This is a genomic window from Ruegeria lacuscaerulensis (assembly GCF_013031245.1).
Lineage (GTDB): Bacteria > Pseudomonadota > Alphaproteobacteria > Rhodobacterales > Rhodobacteraceae > Ruegeria > Ruegeria lacuscaerulensis_C.
This window is the reverse complement of sequence record NZ_WPZL01000021.1, coordinates 33,542-51,310: the sequence shown is the minus strand read 5'-3', so window position 1 is coordinate 51,310 and position 17,769 is coordinate 33,542. Positions and strand designations below refer to the sequence as shown.

At 58.6% G+C, this 17,769-nt stretch carries 12 protein-coding genes; 5 read left to right on the top strand and 7 right to left on the bottom strand.

Features of this window, described 5'->3' with window-relative positions:
- Nucleotide 1: 1 nt before the first annotated feature.
- The 5 genes from GOX66_RS18995 to GOX66_RS18975 are packed head-to-tail and all read right to left on the bottom strand — an operon-like array spanning nucleotide 2 to nucleotide 9,121.
- Nucleotides 2-2,413 (bottom strand): GcvT family protein, encoded by a 2,412-nt coding sequence (locus GOX66_RS18995; RefSeq protein WP_170764584.1) that lies wholly within the window; start codon nucleotides 2,411-2,413, stop codon nucleotides 2-4.
- Nucleotides 2,406-4,811, bottom strand: a complete 2,406-nt coding sequence (locus GOX66_RS18990) for a GcvT family protein (protein WP_170764582.1) — start codon at nucleotides 4,809-4,811, stop codon at nucleotides 2,406-2,408. Before GOX66_RS18990 ends, GOX66_RS18995 begins: the two co-directional genes overlap by 8 nt.
- Nucleotides 4,808-6,106 (bottom strand): aspartate aminotransferase family protein, encoded by a 1,299-nt coding sequence (locus GOX66_RS18985; protein WP_174822799.1) that lies wholly within the window; start codon nucleotides 6,104-6,106, stop codon nucleotides 4,808-4,810. The genes GOX66_RS18990 and GOX66_RS18985 overlap by 4 nt, the downstream gene beginning before the upstream one ends.
- Before the next feature lie 4 nt (nucleotides 6,107-6,110).
- Nucleotides 6,111-7,577 (bottom strand): aldehyde dehydrogenase family protein, encoded by a 1,467-nt coding sequence (locus GOX66_RS18980; protein ID WP_170764580.1) that lies wholly within the window; start codon nucleotides 7,575-7,577, stop codon nucleotides 6,111-6,113.
- Nucleotides 7,577-9,121, bottom strand: a complete 1,545-nt coding sequence (locus GOX66_RS18975) for a trimethylamine methyltransferase family protein (RefSeq protein ID WP_170764578.1) — start codon at nucleotides 9,119-9,121, stop codon at nucleotides 7,577-7,579. The genes GOX66_RS18980 and GOX66_RS18975 overlap by 1 nt, the downstream gene beginning before the upstream one ends.
- A 74-nt stretch (nucleotides 9,122-9,195) precedes the next feature.
- Between GOX66_RS18975 and GOX66_RS18970 the strand changes: the two genes are divergently transcribed.
- A complete protein-coding gene (locus GOX66_RS18970) occupies nucleotides 9,196-10,092 on the top strand; it encodes a LysR family transcriptional regulator (RefSeq protein WP_237212678.1) in 897 nt (298 codons plus the stop codon).
- Nucleotides 10,093-10,966: 874 nt separating this feature from the next.
- Here GOX66_RS18970 and GOX66_RS18965 read toward each other — a convergent pair.
- Nucleotides 10,967-11,176: a hypothetical protein gene (locus tag GOX66_RS18965; protein ID WP_170764576.1), complete on the bottom strand. Its 210-nt coding sequence runs from the start codon at nucleotides 11,174-11,176 to the stop codon at nucleotides 10,967-10,969.
- A gap of 576 nt (nucleotides 11,177-11,752) precedes the next feature.
- Between GOX66_RS18965 and GOX66_RS18960 the strand changes: the two genes are divergently transcribed.
- Complete coding sequence (locus GOX66_RS18960) at nucleotides 11,753-11,995, top strand: aspartate racemase/maleate isomerase family protein (RefSeq protein ID WP_237212681.1); 243 nt, start codon at nucleotides 11,753-11,755, stop codon at nucleotides 11,993-11,995.
- 393 nt (nucleotides 11,996-12,388) lie between these two features.
- Nucleotides 12,389-13,396, top strand: a complete 1,008-nt coding sequence (locus tag GOX66_RS18955; protein ID WP_170764572.1) for a GlxA family transcriptional regulator — start codon at nucleotides 12,389-12,391, stop codon at nucleotides 13,394-13,396.
- A 244-nt stretch (nucleotides 13,397-13,640) separates the two neighbouring features.
- Here the strand turns inward: GOX66_RS18955 and GOX66_RS18950 are convergent, their stop codons facing one another.
- Nucleotides 13,641-14,543 (bottom strand): LysR family transcriptional regulator, encoded by a 903-nt coding sequence (locus tag GOX66_RS18950; protein ID WP_170764570.1) that lies wholly within the window; start codon nucleotides 14,541-14,543, stop codon nucleotides 13,641-13,643.
- A gap of 165 nt (nucleotides 14,544-14,708) precedes the next feature.
- Between GOX66_RS18950 and GOX66_RS18945 the strand changes: the two genes are divergently transcribed.
- Complete coding sequence (locus GOX66_RS18945; RefSeq protein WP_170764568.1) at nucleotides 14,709-15,938, top strand: M24 family metallopeptidase; 1,230 nt, start codon at nucleotides 14,709-14,711, stop codon at nucleotides 15,936-15,938.
- A 54-nt stretch (nucleotides 15,939-15,992) separates the two neighbouring features.
- The gene (locus tag GOX66_RS18940; protein WP_170764566.1) at nucleotides 15,993-17,663 is read left to right on the top strand and encodes an ABC transporter substrate-binding protein; all 1,671 of its coding nucleotides are present in this window, start codon (nucleotides 15,993-15,995) and stop codon (nucleotides 17,661-17,663) included.
- Nucleotides 17,664-17,769 lie beyond the last annotated feature (106 nt).

Genomic DNA, 17,769 nt, shown 5'->3' with positions numbered 1-17,769 from the left:
CTCAATCCTCGGATCTGGGTCGCAGGTTCTGCGGATCAACGGCGGCATCTTCATGCACCGTCACGTCAAAGTTCTGGTTCAGGATTTGCACCTGAAGCCCGTCGCGGGGGATGCCCTTGCGCACGAAAAGCCACCCCAGGCTTTTGCCCACGGTATAGCCATAGCCGCCCGACGTGGTTAGGCCGACCGGCTGACCGTTTCGCAGCACCGGTTCTCCACCGTGGATGTCGATGCCGTCGGCATGAAGTTCGGCATAGAACAACTCCCATTCGGGCGCAGCATTCAACAGTGCTTCGCGGCCTATGAATTCGCGCCCCTCGCCGCGCACGAACCGTTCCAACCCGACATCGAACGGCCCCACATCGGTCGTCAATTCGCCAGATGCGCGATAGGCTTTTTCCATCCGCAAGCCGTTGAAGGCATAGCTGCCCAGATCGACAAGACCATGCTTTCCGCCGACCTCGTGAAGCGCATCATAAAGTGCGGCGATGCGGTTCAAGGGTGCGTGCAGCTCCCACCCCAACTCGCCAGTAAAGGCGACTCGCAAGGCATAGCAGGGCACGCCCGCCACGGTGATTTCCTGCCCAGAAAGCCAGGGGAAGACGGCGTTTGACAAGTCCGCATCTGTCAGCTCCGCCAGAATCCGGCGCGAGGCCGGGCCGGAAAGCGCCAGCATGCCCCAGTCGGCGGAACGGTTGATAATCTGAACGCCTTCACCTTTGCGGATATGAATGCGCAACCAGTCCTGATCCGGGTTGGACCGGGCGATGGCGGACCCTATGAAGAAACGATCTGCGGCAATGCGCCAGATGGTAATTTCGGTTTCGAACCTACCCTTGGGCGTCAGCAGGTGGTTCAGGCTGATCCGCCCGTCGCGCGTCGGGATCGTGTTTGCCGATAACCGGTCCAGAAGCGTGCCCGCGTCGCGACCCGTGACCTCGGTCTGTGCAAAGGCGCAAAGATCGATCACGCCAGCCGCTGCGCGTGTGGCTTTGGCCTCAGCCATGGCATTTTGGTGCCAAGACTGATGCCCCCAGCCTATCTGCTCTGCTTCACCCACCTCGCCGAAATAGCGTGGGCGTTCCCAGCCGGCGACTTCGCCGAACACCGCGCCCTTGGCGGCCAGCCGGTCATAAAGCACATGACGATTCAGCGGGCGCAGGGAATGGAACTGTTTGCCTGGGCAAGGAGTGTCATGGCGGCGCATGAATTCATCCTTGGTGCGCTCGACAATGAAGTGGTCGGTCGCAAAACCGCCATAGCGGCGCGGGTCCATGCCGCGGGCGTTGATCGGGGTTTCGCCATGCACCATCCAGTCGGCCAGCACTTTGCCCGCGCCGCCGCCCCAAGCGAGGCCAATGGACGACCCGCAGGACAGCCAGACATTAGGCGCACCGGACGGGCCGACCAGCATGCCGCCATCGGGTGTATGGGTGATCGCCCCGCGTACCACGCGCTTGATGCCGAGATTGGCCAGAATGGGCATCTTTTCAAAGGCGGTTATCAGGAAATCACCAATGGAGTCATAATCGGCCTGGAAAAGCTCATTCTCCGCGGCCCAGGGAGTGCCCTGAGGCATTTCCCATACCGTGGGACAAACGTGGCTTTCATATATACCGATCAGGCCAGATTTCTGTTCCTGCCGGATGTAGCCCCCATAGGCGTTATCTCTCATCACGGGCAGTTCGGGGCGTCCTTCGAACTCCGGCACGGTGTCGGTTACAAGGTAATGGTGCAGGCAACTAACTGAAGGGATTTTCAGCCCGAACCATTCGCCAACTTGATTGGAATAAGACCCTGCGGCGATGATCACATGTTCGGCCCAGACGTCCCCTTTTTCCGTGCGCAGCAGCCAGCCGTCGCCCTTGCGAGAAGCTCCGATCACCCTGTTGTGCCGTTCGATCTTTGCCCCTCGCGCGCGGGTCGCGGCGGCCAGCGCCATTGTGACGCCAGAAGGGTCGATATGACCGTCCTCGAAAGTCTGCACAGCGGCTTTGACGTCATCCACCTTGTAGAACGGGTTGCTTCTGGCAACCTCCTCGGCACCAACCAGTTCCATCGGCAGGTCAAGCAGATTGCCAACCCCCATGATAGATTTCATCCAGTCGACTTCGTCATCGGTGGTGGCGATACGGAATCCGCCGACCTCGTGCCAGCCAATGGATTGTCCGGTTTCCTGCTCGACGCGTTTGTAGGTCTCGATCGAGGTCTTGTTAATCCAGCCCGCCAGGCGCGAGCCGACCGCATGAGCGATCTGCCCGGCGGCGTGCCAGGTCGAACCGGAGGTCAGTTCGGCCTTTTCGAACAGGATCGTGTCGGTCCAGCCATTCTCGGCCAGCTGAAATTGGGCGGCCACCCCCATGATACCGCCCCCGATAATGGCAACCTGGGTTGTCCGGGTTATCTCAGTCATGCGCAAACGCCTCTTTGGCAGGCTTCAGTGACGCTTTGGCGCCGTAGCGGGTGCAAGCAATTTCAACTTCAAATCCGCCCACTACTGTTTCTTTGGCAAGCCGGTCCAAGGGCGCATCAAGCATCGCCAGTGCAACGGAACGTCCGTAGTGGTAGCTCCAGGCCGCCGAAGTGATCTGGCCCGCAATCTGTCCGTTGAAATAGACCGGCTCGTCGTGGATCGGGATCGCTTCAGGATCGTCGAACAGGATCGAGACAACCCGGCGATCCGGAGTGTGATCCTTCAGCGCGCCTTCCCCAACAAACCCGGTTCCAAAGGCGCAGAAATGTCCCAGCCCGGCCTCATGAGGTGTGGTGCCAGGGCTGAGTTCATGACCGAAGGCGCGGTAGCCGCTTTCGATCCGCAGGGAACTACTGGCAAACAGACCGGCGTGGCTCACCCCAGCCGCAACAAGTGCCTCATAGGCGGCCATTGCCATGTCGGCAGGGATGTAAAGCTCATAGCCTTCCTCGCCAGTGAAGCTGAGCCGTCCAACCCACCCGCGTGCGAGGCCAATTTCCACAGACCCAAACTGGAAGCGTTTCAGGTCGGGGAAAGGGCTGTTCGTGGTGGCTTGCAACACCTCGCGCGCCCCGGACCCCGCCAGACCGATGATCGCAAAGCCGCTGGTCACGTCGGTGAACTCGACGCGGAACGCCCCCTTGGCCTCACGCATCCGCTTGAGGTCGCGCACAACTTCGCCAGCGCCCACGATCATCAGATACGTCTCGGGCCCGTGCCGCTGCACAGTGATATCGCTTTCCACCCCGCCGCGCCGGTTCAGGATTGGTGTATAGACAATGCGGCCCTCGGCGATGTCCATTTGTGCGGCGCAGAGATGGTTAAGGAAGGCCATCGCATCCGGCCCCTGCACCATGATCTTGCCAAAGGCGCTTTGGTCCAAAATGGCCGCACCATTGCGGCACGCCTCCACTTCGCGGCCAACCTGTTCCCGCCACGCTGGAACCCCGAAGCTCAGCGGCAGGTGCGCCCCGTCACCGCCGAAATGCACCGCCCTTTCCCAGCCGCCGCGGTTTTCGAACCGGGCACCGGCTGCGACCAGACCCGCATGGATCGGTGACCGCCGTTGACCACGCGCAGTATCCATGGACCGTCCCGGATAAGGGTTGTCGTAGTGACGGCCCAGCACTTCTGGGATGCGCACCTCCAAAGCACGCAACACGTTCATCTCGGGCGAGAAGCGGCGGATGTCAGCCTCATTCAACTCCATCGTCGGTTCGCCCGCGATGATCCATTCCGCCATTGCCATGCCTGCCCCACCGGCCAGCGCGATGCCGGTAGAATTCATGCCACCCATCAGGAACAGCCCCGGCACTTCGGGGCTTTCTCCCATCATGAACTGGCTGTCGAGGGTAAAGCTTTCGGGGCCATTCAGCAGCATCCGCACTTCGGCGCGCTCAAGCGCTGGGATACGTCGCAGGGCATTTTCCATCATCGGCATAAAATGGTCCCAATCCTCGTCCAGCAGGTCAAAGCTGAAGTCACGCGGCAACCGGTCCATCGGCAGGCCCTTAGCCTGGGGTTCGAAACAACCCACTAGCAGCCCCTCGACATCATCGCGGGCATAAAGGAAAGCGTCCTGATCGTTCAGCGTCGGCAGGTGCGCCCCCTTCCCTAAGGCCTGCACTTCTATGAGCGGTTTGGTAAGAATGTAGAAATGTTCGCAGGCATAAAGCGGCATATGCGCCCCGGCCATGGCGGCGACCTCGCGGGACCAGAAACCGCAGGCGATCACCACCTCATCGGCCTCAACCACATGATCATCGATTTCGACGCCGGAAATGCGCCCGGCTTTCTTTTGCAGACCGGTGACGGCAGTATCCTCAAATATCTGCACACCCTTCGCCCTTGCCCCCTTGGACAGCGCCAACGCTACGTCCGACGGGTTCACCCGCCCATCCGCAGGCGACCAGACTGCGCCGATCACGTCGTCAATTTCGATCAGTGGCCACAGCTCTTGGGCGCGGGCGGCATCGACCACTTCGGCCTCGAGCCCGAAGGCACGGCCCAGCGACACCTGACGTTTGATATTCGTCAGGCGATCCTCGTTTGTGGCCAGCGTCAAAGACCCGGTCTGTGTCCAGCCGGTGGCCTGGCCGGTTTGGACCTCCAGCTCTCGATAAAGGTCAATCGAGTAGTTGATCAGGTTCGTCAGCGCCGCAGAAGGCCGCAGGCGGCGCACAAGACCGGCAGCGTGCCACGTGGTGCCAGAGGTCAGTTTTGACCGCTCCAGCACCACGATGTCCTTTCGCCCTTCGCGGGCCAGATGGTAGGCGATAGAACAGCCGATGACGCCGCCGCCGATAATGACGGTGCGCGCTTGCGTGGGCAGGGTCATGTCAGGATTCCCCGTTCTATAAGTTCTGCCACCGTCTCGCGGAAATTATCTGTCGTCTCATCAATCAGCTCGGGCGTGTGCGCCAACCCGGTGACACAAGATGTGAACGACATGAAATCTACACCGCGATCCAAAAGGCCGTCCCGCAGCCCCTTGACCAGTGCGGGCGAGGTGCGTCGGATGGTGGCAGCATCCAGCCCATCGATCGAAGTGCCGCCGAAATAGAGGTGGCAGGTCGAACTGTCGCCATATGCCAGCGCCTGGACGCCGAGATCGACAAACACCCGGTTGAAACCGTCACGCAATCGGGCGGCCATGGCGTCGGCATGCGCCTGGACCTCGCCGGTCGACAGGATCTCCATTGCCTTGATAGCCCCTGCGGCCACCAGAGGGGCCGCGTTGAACGTTCCCTTGTGGCTGACCGGCGGTGCCAATCCGTCACGCAGGTTGGCAGGGGAAAGCAACTCCATGATGTCGGCCTTCCCAACCACGGCACCGCCGGGCAGGCCGCCGGTCACAACCTTGGCGAGCGTAGTGAGGTCCGGTGTCACACCATCACGAGCCTGCCGCCCGCCCGGAGACCAGCGCAAGCCGGTGATGACCTCGTCAAAGATAAGGACGATACTGAATTCATCTGCGATTTTGCGGATACCTGTCAGGAACCCGCCCGGCAACGGAACCGAACCATAATTCGCCCCTGATGCTTCGACAAAGATGGTGCCGATCTGCGGATCGCGGTCCAGCATGGAGACAATCGTCGCCAGATCGGGTGGCGCGATCACGGTCAGATCACTGACCGCCCGCGGTACGCCCAACGATGGCGCAGTATTTGTGCCGGGCTTGGCACCTTTGATCAGCATGTCGTGCCAACCATGGAAATGCCCATCTATACGCAGCACCTTGTCGCGCCCGGAATGTGCACGGCCCAGCCGCAACGCCAGCATAGTGGATTCGGTGCCCGATCCGGTAAACCGCACCCGCTCGGCCGAGGGGAACAGGCGGTTCAGCCATTCAGCCCATTCGATCTCCAGCACGTGGCAATCGCTGGTATAGGGCGCACGGTTGAGCTGGGCAGCGACTGCCTCTATCACCTGCGGGTGCGCGTGGCCAAGGATCTGGCTGGCGGCACCCAGTTTGAAATCGATATAACGTTTACCCTCGACGTCCCATTTTTCCGCTCCTGCGGCGCGGTCGATATAGATCGGATAAGGCTCGCGATAGCGCAGTTCATGGCTGACCCCGCCGGGCATCACGGCGCGGGCGCGGGCCGCAAGATCGGAATTGGTAATACGCATGGGATCAGCCCGGATGGTTGAGAATGATGGATTTCCTGGCGACATAAGTATCCAGCCCGGCCAGCCCCTTTTCGCGTCCGATGCCGCTGTGTTTGACCCCGCCAAAGGGAACGGTATCACCGGCATTGAGGAAGCCGTTGACGAAAACCTGCCCCGCGTGCAGGCGCCGTGCCAAGCGTAAGGCAGTGGTGCTGTCGCGGGAATAGACCCCGGCAACGAGGCCGAATTCACAGCCGTTGGCCAGCGCCAGAGCATGATCGGCATCGTCACATAGGAAGGTGGTCAGCACCGGGCCGAACACTTCTTCGCGTGCGATTTCCGCATCGGGAGAGACGTCGGCGAAGATCGTAGGCGGATAGAAGTAGCCATCGGGGTAATCGCTCGGCGCCGTAGGAATGCCGCCCAGAACAGGTTCTGAACCCGCTTTTGTTGCTCCGTTCACATAGCCCTGTACCCGGTCGAGCTGCGCCCTGCTGGCCAACGGACCCAAGTCCGGATTGTCCAACGGATGGCCCATCTGCATGGCTTTGGCCTTCTCTGCCACCCGTTCGATCAAGGCGTCATGAATGTCTCGGGTGCAGATCAGCCGCGATCCGGCGGCGCAAACCTGACCTGCATTGAAGAAGATGCCGCGCAGCACTCCTTCGGCTGCGTCCTCCATATTCGCGTCGCCCAGCACGATGACAGGGGATTTGCCGCCCAGTTCGAGGGAAACATCCGCAACAGGGGCTGAGGCCGCCTGCATCACCTTGCGCCCGGTGGCAGTGGAGCCGGTGAAGGTGACCTGATCGACATCCGGATGACCGGCCAACGCGGCACCAATCTCACCCCCGCCGGTTACCACGTTGAAAGCTCCATCGGGGACGCCCGCCTCCAGCGCCAGTTGCGCGACCATCACGGCGGTGAACGGGGTCAGTTCGGGAGGTTTCGCCACCACAGTTGTCCCCACGGCCAATGCGGGTGCAACACCGCGCGCGAGTGTCGACAACGGATAGTTCCAAGGAATGATATGTGCGCTGACGCCAATCGGTTCAGGCACGGTCAACGCGGTCTGATCTGGGCCAAGCGGGATAGTTTCGCCGTTTAGTTTGTCGCAGCAACCCGCGTAAAAGCGGAAATAATCCGCCGCGCGCCCGGCATCTCTCCGGGCCTGGGCCACGGGTTTGCCGACATTCACTGCCTCGACCGAAGCCAGGTCGTCGGCACGTGCCTCGATCAGGTCGGCCAGCCGGAACAGAACACGTGCCCGCGCGCCGGGAAATGTCGCAGACCAGTCCGGCAACGCCCATCGCGCCAGTTCAACCGCATGATCCACCTGAACAGACGAAGCATCGGGGACCGAGCCATAGCTCTGTGCCGTCGTTGGGTCGGTCATCGTGCGCTCCAGGCCGTTGCCCTTCACGCCAGCACCGCCCAGCCATTGGCAGGCGACGTTGTTCAAATCCATTGCAAGCCGGGGGTGGTTCAGCATCAGGCTCGTCCAACCTGTGTCCGGGACAACCGGATATCGAACTTGTCGCGCAAAAGCGCGTCCCGAACGTCGTCGATATGGGTAGGGAAATGACCCGCCAGAAGTTCCCGTGTTTTCGCCCGTGCGACCTCGCCAACGGGTTTTGCGCCATCCGCTTCCCACTCGGCTGGCGCGCGACGGTCACCGAGATGAGGATAAAAGTAATCCGACTTCATCCGGCTGAAGGTGTGAGTTTCGCCGAGATAGTGCCCCTCGCCACGGCAAACCTGGGCGATGACGTCGGCGGCAATGTTTTCGGGTGTCGCCTCGATCCCGCGCACGGTGCGCAGGATGTTGCCCACCAAGTCGTTGTCGGAAACATAGCCTTCCAACGAAATCCCCAGCAGGCTGGACATCGACCCCACCGCCTGGGTGATCAGGTTCGACCCGGCATGGGCCGCCGTGGCCACGGCAAGCGTTTTTTCCGCTCCATATTGCGCATCCAGCGTCTTGGCGTCAGTGATCCCTGCTATCGAGGAGGTCGGCAGATCGTAATGCCGCCCCATCTGCGCTGCCGCTGCCATCAGGATTGCCTGTTCACCTCCCCCGCCGCACATCGACCCGGTGCGCAAATCCGCCACCAGCGGTTTCGGGGCAAAGATCGCACGGACCTGCGGATCGACCAGCCAGGCAAAGACCAGCCCCGCCAGCGTTTCGGCGACCGCCTGCACCAGTGATCCTGCAACGGTGGCAGGGCTGGTCGCGCCAGCCTGTCCGGCACTAATCAGCTGCACCGGAAAACCGGCCTGCACCGCCAGTTCCAGAATCTCGCAGGTTTCTTCGGCAAACCGCATGGGCGGCACCACATGGCAGGCCATTACAGTGAGGAAGGGACGATCCCGGAACGCCACTTCCCCGCCCGCCAGTGCGTAGCACAGTTCTGCAATATCCCCGACATGAAAGGGGTCGCTGATGCTGATCGACACGTGTTTCGAGGTGCCCACCAGACAGGCATAGGCGGTATTGATGTCCATCAGCCGGTTGTCTTCTATGTCCCGCGCCACAACCGAGCGGCTGAAATGGTGGATGTTCTCCATCGCGTCGACCAGCCGCGCCGCGTCATAGAGATCCTTCAACGTTGATTCCCGGTAGGCACCGGTGTCGATGTCGAACACACCGGGCGCGGCACCACCAGATGACATGTGCACCCGCGCCCCGCGGAGGTCGAGGTCATGGGCTGGGTTCTGGCCGTACAGCACCACATCACGCCGCGCCCCGGCTAGTGCCTGTTTGACCAGACCCCGCGGGAACAGCAACCGCCCGTCATCGGTCAATCTACCGCCAGCCGCGACCACCCTTCCTATCATCGACGGAGTTGCCTGGCTCAGCCCGAGCGTCTCGAGCAGCGAAAGCGCGGCCTCATCGACAAGATCCACCTCTTGCGGAGAAAGTGGCTTGAACCGGCCTCCTGCAAGCCCCGGCCAGACCGGGGAATGCAGGTCCGCTGCATCGGTCTGAGCGAGCCTATCCCTGCGGCCCCGCCGTCGGGTTTCCAACTTCTTCATGAGTCGTACTTCGCTTTTTTGGACAGGATGAGAGTTAAATGACGCGTTTACAAAAGCAGTTTATTCATCAATAGATGAGTAAAACTCATTTGGTGCCTCATATGCTGCCCTCGCTGTCTGCCTTGCGCGCCTTTGATGCAGCTGCCCGCACGGGAAGTTTCCGCGCTGCAGCTGAAGAACTGTCAGTCACGCCGACCGCGATCAGCCATCATATTCGCGGACTCGAAGCGCAACTTGGCGCAGCGTTGTTCGAACGCACAGGCCGCCGCGTCTACTTGACCCCTACAGGCAGACGCCTGTCGGAAACCACCGAACAGGCTTTCGATATGTTGGCAGAGACGGTGAGCAACCTACGCCGTACATCGCGCCGGGTCGTGCGGATCGCCGCCGGACCGATTTTCACGGCACGCTGGCTGATGCCGCGTATCAGCGAATTCTGGGAAACCCATCCCAGTATCGAGCTTGAAGTCGTGCCAGGCTGGCGTCCAAGCGCCCGCGGACAGGCTAATGCGGATATTTTCATTCGCTGGGAACGAATGGCCGATGCCCCAAAGGAGGCTGAGAAGCTGCTCGAGCTTAATCCCGTGGCTATCGCAAGCCGCGGCTATCTGGATCGTTTCGGCCGGGTGACACAGCCACGGCAATTGCTAGAGCTTCCAATACTGCATCAAAGTAATCATTGGGGTTGGTTTGACTGGTTCGCGGCAATGGGCGTCCAACCTCAGGATCCGTTGCACGGGGCCGTATTCGATGATGCCAACGTGTTGCTGCGGGGCGCGGCCGACGGGCAAGGGGCGATCATTGGCTGGCTCCCGCTGATCAAGCAAGACCTCAAAGATGAGCGAATCGTCAGGCTGTTTAACGAAGAAATTGCCCCAACCCACGCCTATTTCGTTGAAATGGGGACGGGACGCGCCTCTCAGGGGCCGGCAGAACGGGTCAGGAATTGGTTGCTGTCGTGTTCTGGGTAAGCTTCACAGTGTTAGTGTTCATGGTCTGCCTTGAACAGGGAGATAGTCACGGGACTCCACTGATTTGGCCGGAGATCAATTCCTAACAGATTAGAAAGATCCCGAACTCCCCAACGCTCAGAAGACCGCCGACGGAAAGGGTCAGATGATTGACGGCGTTCTTCCGCAATCTGACATCGGGGCAGCCGTAGCGAAAGTTCGCTTTGTTGCGCCGCATTGCCAATTCAAACGCTGCGCAGCGAAGGCGGCTGTTGTTCTAGTACTCTGAATGTTCATTATGATGTCTAAATACGCATGCTCGGTCCAGTTAGGTCGACATGGCGAAGAATGGAAGTATTTCCTCCTTCTCTCGGGCAGTTCGAAATGAAGTCCCAACGCTCCTAAGATGGGTGAGCGGGCGACAATGCCGCCAGCTTCCGAGTGCTATGCCGTCATCGCGACCGGACGGGAGTACCAGTAACCGGATCGTCTGTAACGCGAGACTCTTCTCCCCTCCGAATGCAACGGGTGGCCAGGCGGCGATCTCGAAGACATCAGTGGCTGATCCGAGGCGGCAGGGGTCAATCTGAAATTGGCCTAGAAAACGCGGATCACCCCGTGCGACCGCATTGGAATGGGCCGTAGTCGCGGCGTGCGCTTCCACTGAGACCCGCGAGCAACGCATAACGATCTATAGCCAACAACTGCTTGCAAAAGAGTACCGCGAATCCGGCAGCGCGTCCGGCACGGGCAAGGCCGAACCGGAACCGTAGACTTCTTTGCCCTGTTCCCGTTCGTCAGCGACATAACCAAGAATGGACACGTTCCGGCGTGGATCAAGCCCGGAATGGTTCCACGACATGGTTATCTGAGCGACCTGTTCGACGATCGAGGTTCAGTCACTCAGATCCCCGCCAATGTGATGTGAAACTGTCAGGGAGCAACCGGACAGTCCGTATAGGCGTTCGGTGAATTGCTCGGACACTTTGTGGAAGTTGTGCTCTTGATCCATCACGTGGGCGAGGATGATGCTCTGGGTCGAAGAACTTGGCGCGGCTAACCCGAGCGCGGCGGCATCAGATTCCAGTGTTTTCAATACCTGCATTTGCTAAGTTACCTGCGTTTGATGCCAACGTTGCCTGCTATTGGCGTAGCCCCCGCAGTCTGGCGGGATAAATTCTCTGCATAGCGCTATGTGCAAAAACTTCATATCGCTGATGCGAAACACACTTTTTTGAAACGGGACACCCGCAGCTTGGCAAATTTGACTCCGGGGCCATGTTTGATCATGGCATTACGACAGGGGAAAAACTGGATTTGTGCTGCTAGCGACAGTACAAACCATCGAGTGGGATTGATAACCCTCATACCGCGGGGGCTTGGTGCACATTTCACGCGCGTCGCTATCCCCTACAGGATCACAGTTGATAGTCTGACAGACAAGGGCCGCGACCTGGCGAGGGCATCATCGACCCCGCTGCCGGATGGCAGTCTTGAATTCGCAAGCTAGCCCTATACACCCGACAGGCCGGTGTTGGCCAAGATCGTCGGTTTCAAGAGCTACAGAAGGGTACGCCGAACACCGTTACCACCTTGCTGATTACAGCAGCAGTCAATTCCAAAAATACGTTGAGTACGCGGAAGATCGCGGTTTCAGGGCAACTAAGATACGTGGCTCAATCTGGAACGAGACAGCGACGTGATCCGCGTTTTCCCGGAGACGATTGAATGGCTAGCGCGATCCGTAGATTCTGACGGCGCCGAGGCCGTATTTGTCAGCTGTGGTGCCGTGCGCGTGATTGTCGTCGTCGATCAGCTTGAAACACCACTGAACGAACTGGTCATCTGCTCGATTCAGGCGATGGCAAAGGGTGCGCTGCGCAAGGCGGGTATTAACGACAGCAAATCGGGATATGACCACTAATTGAAAGAACTCTGAATACCAGACACACCCGGAAAACCCCGCATGGAAGGCCCGAAAACTTGACCATTTCCGAACCACGAATCGAATCACCGCCGAAAGCGACCGTCGATCGGATTCAGCAGCAGGGTCCTGAACGTATCTGCATTGCGTATTGCCGCCTGGGCAACTAGCTGAAAGGGGCCACACTGGCCAAGGAAACATCCGATTTGCTAATAGCGCAGGAAAGTAAAGACATCGCAGCCGCCGAGTATCTGCGGAAAACTCATATCGGCTACTGAATTCAGTTCATTGAAAAACACTTATTGAGCCAACTGAAATAACGTCGATAAAGTGTTCTGATCGAACTCCTGCCCCACAAGCCGGGCGTAAACTCTGCAAAGTCGTGATCTGAAAATGGCGAAAAAGACAAACTCGACAACACTTGGAATCCTGATCTTCCCGGGATTTCCTATGGCTTGCCTGACCTCGTGTATCGAGCCGTTGCGCGCCGCCAACGAGATATCCGGGCAGGATGCTTTCAGCTGGACAGTTGTTGCTGAAAAAAACGAGCCTGTGCAATCCTCTGCCGGAGTGACTTTTTCACCGGATTGCACGCTGGCAGACCTGAAAACTCTGGATCATTTGCTGTTTGCGTCCAGCCCGAACAGCGTGTTCGAAAACCCCTCCAAGGCAAATGCTGCATTGCAAAGGCTGTTGCGCGGCAAGACGCAGCTTGGGGCGATCAGCGGCGGTGTTTTTCCATTTGCCAGAACCCGCTTGACCGGAAACCAGCCCTTGTCCGTGCACTGGTGTTATGAAGCTGCTTTTCAGGCCGAATTTCCTGATATCCCGATACAAGACACCGTTATTTGCACCGACGGCGCTTTTACAACCATCTCGGGTGCATCAGCCGTGTTCGACCACATGCTTACATTGATCGAAGATCGTCTTGGTGGTGATATCATGGCCGAGGTTGCATGCTGGTTTCAGCACCCGTTCATCCGTAGCGCCGCCATGTCACAGAAAGTTCCGGCTCTTTCGACAGCCAAAAGCCAGGACTTGCTACCAAAACAGGTTGCGCGCGCCATTCAGCATTTTGCTGAACATATCGAAAACCCGATACAAATCAGCGAAGTGGCCGAGGCAGTCGGACTGTCGGCGCGTTCGCTGGAACGTGGGTTCAAAAAGGCAACCGGTCAAAGCCCGCTCAGCTATTATCGCAAAATGCGAATGAACCAGGCGCGACAGTTGGTTCTGTACACCAACGACCCAATTGCCGAGGTCGCTTATATGGTCGGGTATGCCACGCCCGGCTCGTTTATCCGCCACTATCGCGAAACATTCGGCGTCACACCGATCAGCGACCGGTGTGCCAAAAACTCGATGCGCGTTGGCAGTGACGACGTGCTGCCTTCGGGCTGACGCCAGAAGATGACCAACAACGTCATCGGCCAATCGCCACAGGAATGCGCGCTGATGATCGGCCGTCGTACGGATCGCCCTGCCCGGTGCCATCGTGCGCCCCGGCATATTGCTCAGCTTGGATTTTAAGCACTTTTGAAGGTGATTGCGGCCCTCTGAAATGGCCCAAGAAAACAACAGAGCGGATAATTTGCCGATCTCGGGGTCATATTACAGAACCCTTGCGGTGATAGTTTGCATGGCCCTACTTCGTGAGAAACTCATACAGACTCATCGCATTTTGGGGCAGGTTGAAGTTTTGCTTTCGGCACAGGTAATACGCGCTTCCGGGCATCAGGCTCTGGTCGCCAATTTTTACGAGAGCACCGCTGGCCAGTTCCTCTTTCATCATAGCCGCGTTAACCAGCGCTATTCCGGTGCCTTCCAGGGCTTTACCAACGGATTGAACATAGCTGTTGCAATGTAGAATTGGCCATTTGTCTATGTCAGGCAGGCCAACTCGTTTTAACCAAATCTGCCAGTTGATCCAGTCAGGTGCCAGATTTGCAAACTCGAGGATGGGGGGCGCCTGTTCGAATTTTAGTTGGCCCGAAAACACCATCGACTCTTCCGCCTGTCTGGCAATCTCGGGTGCGGCGACTGGAACCATTTCGACATTCAGAACCCTGACACAATCCCATCCGGGGATATTTCCATCGCAGTAGATGATGGACATATGTTGCGCTTCCGAAAGAAGTTCAGATGTCGCCTCGGTCGTCCGGATGTTGACGTCACAAGCCGTATCGCTGAATGAAAATTCCTTGAGACGTTGATGCAGCCAGAACATTGAAAGCGCAGTGTTGGCAGCGATCTGAACGGCGGGCTGTTCGGGTGCCTTTATCTTGTGGATCGCGCGATCAAGAAACTCCAGCGCCATCTCTACGTCCGACGCCAATTCGCGGCCCGTCGCCGTCAATTCAAGGTTTCTCCCCTCACGAGAAAAAAGTGGCGCCCCAAGCCAATCTTCCAGCCTTTGAATTCGTTTGCTGACCGCCGCCTGAGTAACAAACAACTCTCCTGCCGCAAGCGTCAGGCTTTTGTTGCTAGCTGCGGCATGAAAGAACAAAAGGCCGTCCAGAGGCGGAAGAGACTTACGGTAGTTTTTCATTACCTGTGGTTATGGATTTTCAGGACATTTTTCAACATTTATGGCGTCAGTGCAGTCCAATAAATTTAGAGTCCTCGGATGCGTGGCGGATTGCAATGGGTAGACATGCAGGGCGATCACGATCCGTTGACGCCGCGATGCCCGTGATCAACCAAGGATACCCGCGTGGACCTGACCAGTTACATCAATGATGCGCGAAGGGGTCTGATCCAGCTTCCGCAAGTGGACGAAGCCAAAATGCGAATGGAGCGGCTGGATCGGCTTCAGAACCATCTGGCCGATAACGATCTCGGTGGTATTTTGCTCTATGATCCCATCAACATACGCTATGCGACCGATTGCCGGAACATGCAGATCTGGACGATGCACAACGCTGCCAGGTATTGCCTCGTTCCGACCGAAGGCAAGGCGATCATGTTCGACTTTGTCAATTGCGGTCACCTGTCGAAGGGCCTGGATACGATCGCTGAATCGCGCCCCGGAACGCTCTGGTACCACCACACCGCCGGGGACAAGCGACCGGAATTGATCGAAGCATGGGCGGATGAGCTGGCCGACGTCATCTCCGAGCGCTGCGGAAATTCCCGGATCGCAATCGACAAGCTTGAACCGGGCGGGCGCACGGCGTTAACCGAAAGGCAGATTACCACAGTCTTCGGGCAGGACGTCATCGAGCGGGCGCGATCCGTCAAGACACCTGAGGAACTGAAAGCACAAAAGCATTCGGCGCTGGTATGCATGACGGCTCTTCGTGCCATGCGTGACATGACCGTGCCCGGTGCGACCGAGAATGACCTTTGGGCGGTCCTTGCGTCGATGAATTCAAACCTTGGCGGCGACTACATCGAAACCAAGCTGGTTGTGGCGGGTAGCAACACCAACCCGTGGTACACCGAAGCGAGCGGCAAGGCGCTGAAACCCGGAGAGTTTCTGGCCATCGACACCGACATGATCGGGCCGTTCGGCTACAACACCGACATCTCGCGCACGTGGCTGTGCCAACCTGCCAAGCCGACGCCGGAACAGAAAACGCTCTATCAGACATCCTATGATCAGGTTCACACCAATATGGAACTGATCAAGGCCGGTGTCTGTCTTCGGGAATTCGCAGAGAAGGCGTGGAAGATGCCCGAAAAGTACCAGGATCTCGACTGCCGCGTTTTGGTCCACGGAACTGGCATGTGCAACGAATACCCGCAGGTCCCGCCGCTCGCCTTTTGGGAGCGCACCGGCTACGACGGCGTGTTCGAAGAGAACATGACCCTGTCCATCGAAAGCTACATCGGTGAGGTCGGGCGATCCCACGGTGTGAAGCTCGAGCAAATGGTCCGTGTCACCGCGACAGGCTGTGAAATCATGGCCGACTTCCCGTTCGAAGATGAGCTTCTGAACTGACGCACGGCCAATTCGGGCGACACCACGAACAACCAAACAATCAGGGAGACTTCGATGACTGACAACAGGCTTTCCGAAAACCCGATTCACTGGGCGGCCAGGATGCATGCCCAGGAATATCGTGACGGCAAACTCAGCCGTCGCGAGTTTCTGACCCGCGCGACCGGACTTGGGGTCAGCGCTGCCACCGCCTATGGCCTGATCGGGCTTGCGACCCCGGCCCGTGCCGATGGTGAGGACGCAAAGCAGCAAGGTGGCACGCTGCGTGTGCAGATGAGCGTTCTCGCGCTGAAGGACCCTCGCACCTATGACTTCAACGAAATGGGCAACGAAAGCCGCGGTACGCTGGAATATCTGGTCGAGTACAACTCGGACGGCAGCTTTCGCGGCATGTTGCTGGAAGGCTGGGAAGTCAACGATGACGCGACCGAATATACGTTGAAGGTTCGCCAAGGCGTCAAATGGAACAACGGAGACGATTTCACTGCCGAAGACGTGGCCCGAAATATCGCGCGCTGGTGTGACAAAAACGCCGACGCCAACTCGATGGCTGGCCGGTTCGCAACGCTGATCGATGATGACACCGGGCAAGCCATGGACGGCGCGATTGAGGTGGTCGACGGCCACACGGTCAAGCTCAGCCTGCCCAATTCGGATATATCACTGATCGCGGGCATGGCCGATTATCCGGCAGCAATCGTCCACAGTTCATTCACCGAGAGTGACCTGACCAACAACATCGGCACCGGCCCTTACCTGATCGAAGAACTGCTGATCGGTGAGAAGTGCACTCTGGTCCGCAATGAAAACCATACCTGGTGGGGAGAGGCGGTGTTTGGGCCTGTCGCGCTGGATCGCATCGAATACGTCGACTACGGTACCGATCCGTCAGGATGGCTCGCGGCGCTGGAATCCGACGAAGTGGACATGCTGAACGAGTCCGTGGGCGAGTATATCGATGTGCTGGATAGCCTCGGTTACGAAAAATCCGAAGTCATCACTATGGCGACAATAGTAATTCGCCCGAACCAGCTGGTGGAAGTGGGTGGCAAACAGATCTATGCGGACAAGCGCGTTCGTCAGGCGCTGCAGATGGCTATCGACAACAATGTCCTGCTGGAACTGGGCTATGGCAACCGTGGCGTTCCTGCAGAAAACCACCACGTCGGCCCCAATCACCCCGAGTATGCTGCGATTCCAAAACAGAAAGTGAATCCGGAAGGCGCCCGCAAGCTGATGGACGAGGCCGGGCTGGCCGATTATGAGCATGAGTTGTTCTCGATCGACGATGACTGGCGACGCAATACCACTGACGCCGTCGCCGCGCAGCTTCGCGATGCCGGAATCAAAGTCAGGAGGACGGTTCTGCCCGGAAACACTTTCTGGAATAACTGGGCGAAATACCCATACAGTTCAACGGACTGGAACCCCCGCCCCCTTGGCGTTCAGATCTGGGCACTAGCCTACAAATCGGGCGAAGCCTGGAATGAATTCGGATGGAACAACGCCGAGTTCGACGCGATCCTGAGCGAAGCACTGGCAATTGCAGACGCGGACAAGCGGCGCGAAGTGATCGCCAGGGGCGAAGCTCTGATCCAGGAAGAGGGTGTCACGGTTCAACCCTATTGGCGGTCACTCTACCGTCACATGAAAGAAGGGCTTGTCAGAACGGATATGCACGCGTCCTTCGAACACCATCAGTACAAGTGGGGCTGGGCTGCTTAATTATGCAAGTGGGTCTGCGATATCCGCCAGCGCGTCGAAGCAGGCGGACGGGTGGTTTTGCGATTGGCGGTCATCCCGTCAATCGCACACCGTTCGGGGAAGCGGC

Bases quoted from the DNA above. Each gene is read 5' to 3' on its own strand.
- GOX66_RS18995 (WP_170764584.1), bottom strand. From the start codon at position 2,413: ATGACTGAGATAACCCGGACAACCCAGGTTGCCATTATCGGGGGCGGT.
- GOX66_RS18990 (WP_170764582.1), bottom strand. From the start codon at position 4,811: ATGACCCTGCCCACGCAAGCGCGCACCGTCATTATCGGCGGCGGCGTC.
- GOX66_RS18985 (WP_174822799.1), bottom strand. From the start codon at position 6,106: ATGCGTATTACCAATTCCGATCTTGCGGCCCGCGCCCGCGCCGTGATG.
- GOX66_RS18980 (WP_170764580.1), bottom strand. From the start codon at position 7,577: ATGCTGAACCACCCCCGGCTTGCAATGGATTTGAACAACGTCGCCTGC.
- GOX66_RS18975 (WP_170764578.1), bottom strand. From the start codon at position 9,121: ATGAAGAAGTTGGAAACCCGACGGCGGGGCCGCAGGGATAGGCTCGCT.
- GOX66_RS18970 (WP_237212678.1), top strand. From the start codon at position 9,196: ATGAGTAAAACTCATTTGGTGCCTCATATGCTGCCCTCGCTGTCTGCC.
- GOX66_RS18965 (WP_170764576.1), bottom strand. From the start codon at position 11,176: ATGCAGGTATTGAAAACACTGGAATCTGATGCCGCCGCGCTCGGGTTA.
- GOX66_RS18955 (WP_170764572.1), top strand. From the start codon at position 12,389: ATGGCGAAAAAGACAAACTCGACAACACTTGGAATCCTGATCTTCCCG.
- GOX66_RS18950 (WP_170764570.1), bottom strand. From the start codon at position 14,543: ATGAAAAACTACCGTAAGTCTCTTCCGCCTCTGGACGGCCTTTTGTTC.
- GOX66_RS18940 (WP_170764566.1), top strand. From the start codon at position 15,993: ATGACTGACAACAGGCTTTCCGAAAACCCGATTCACTGGGCGGCCAGG.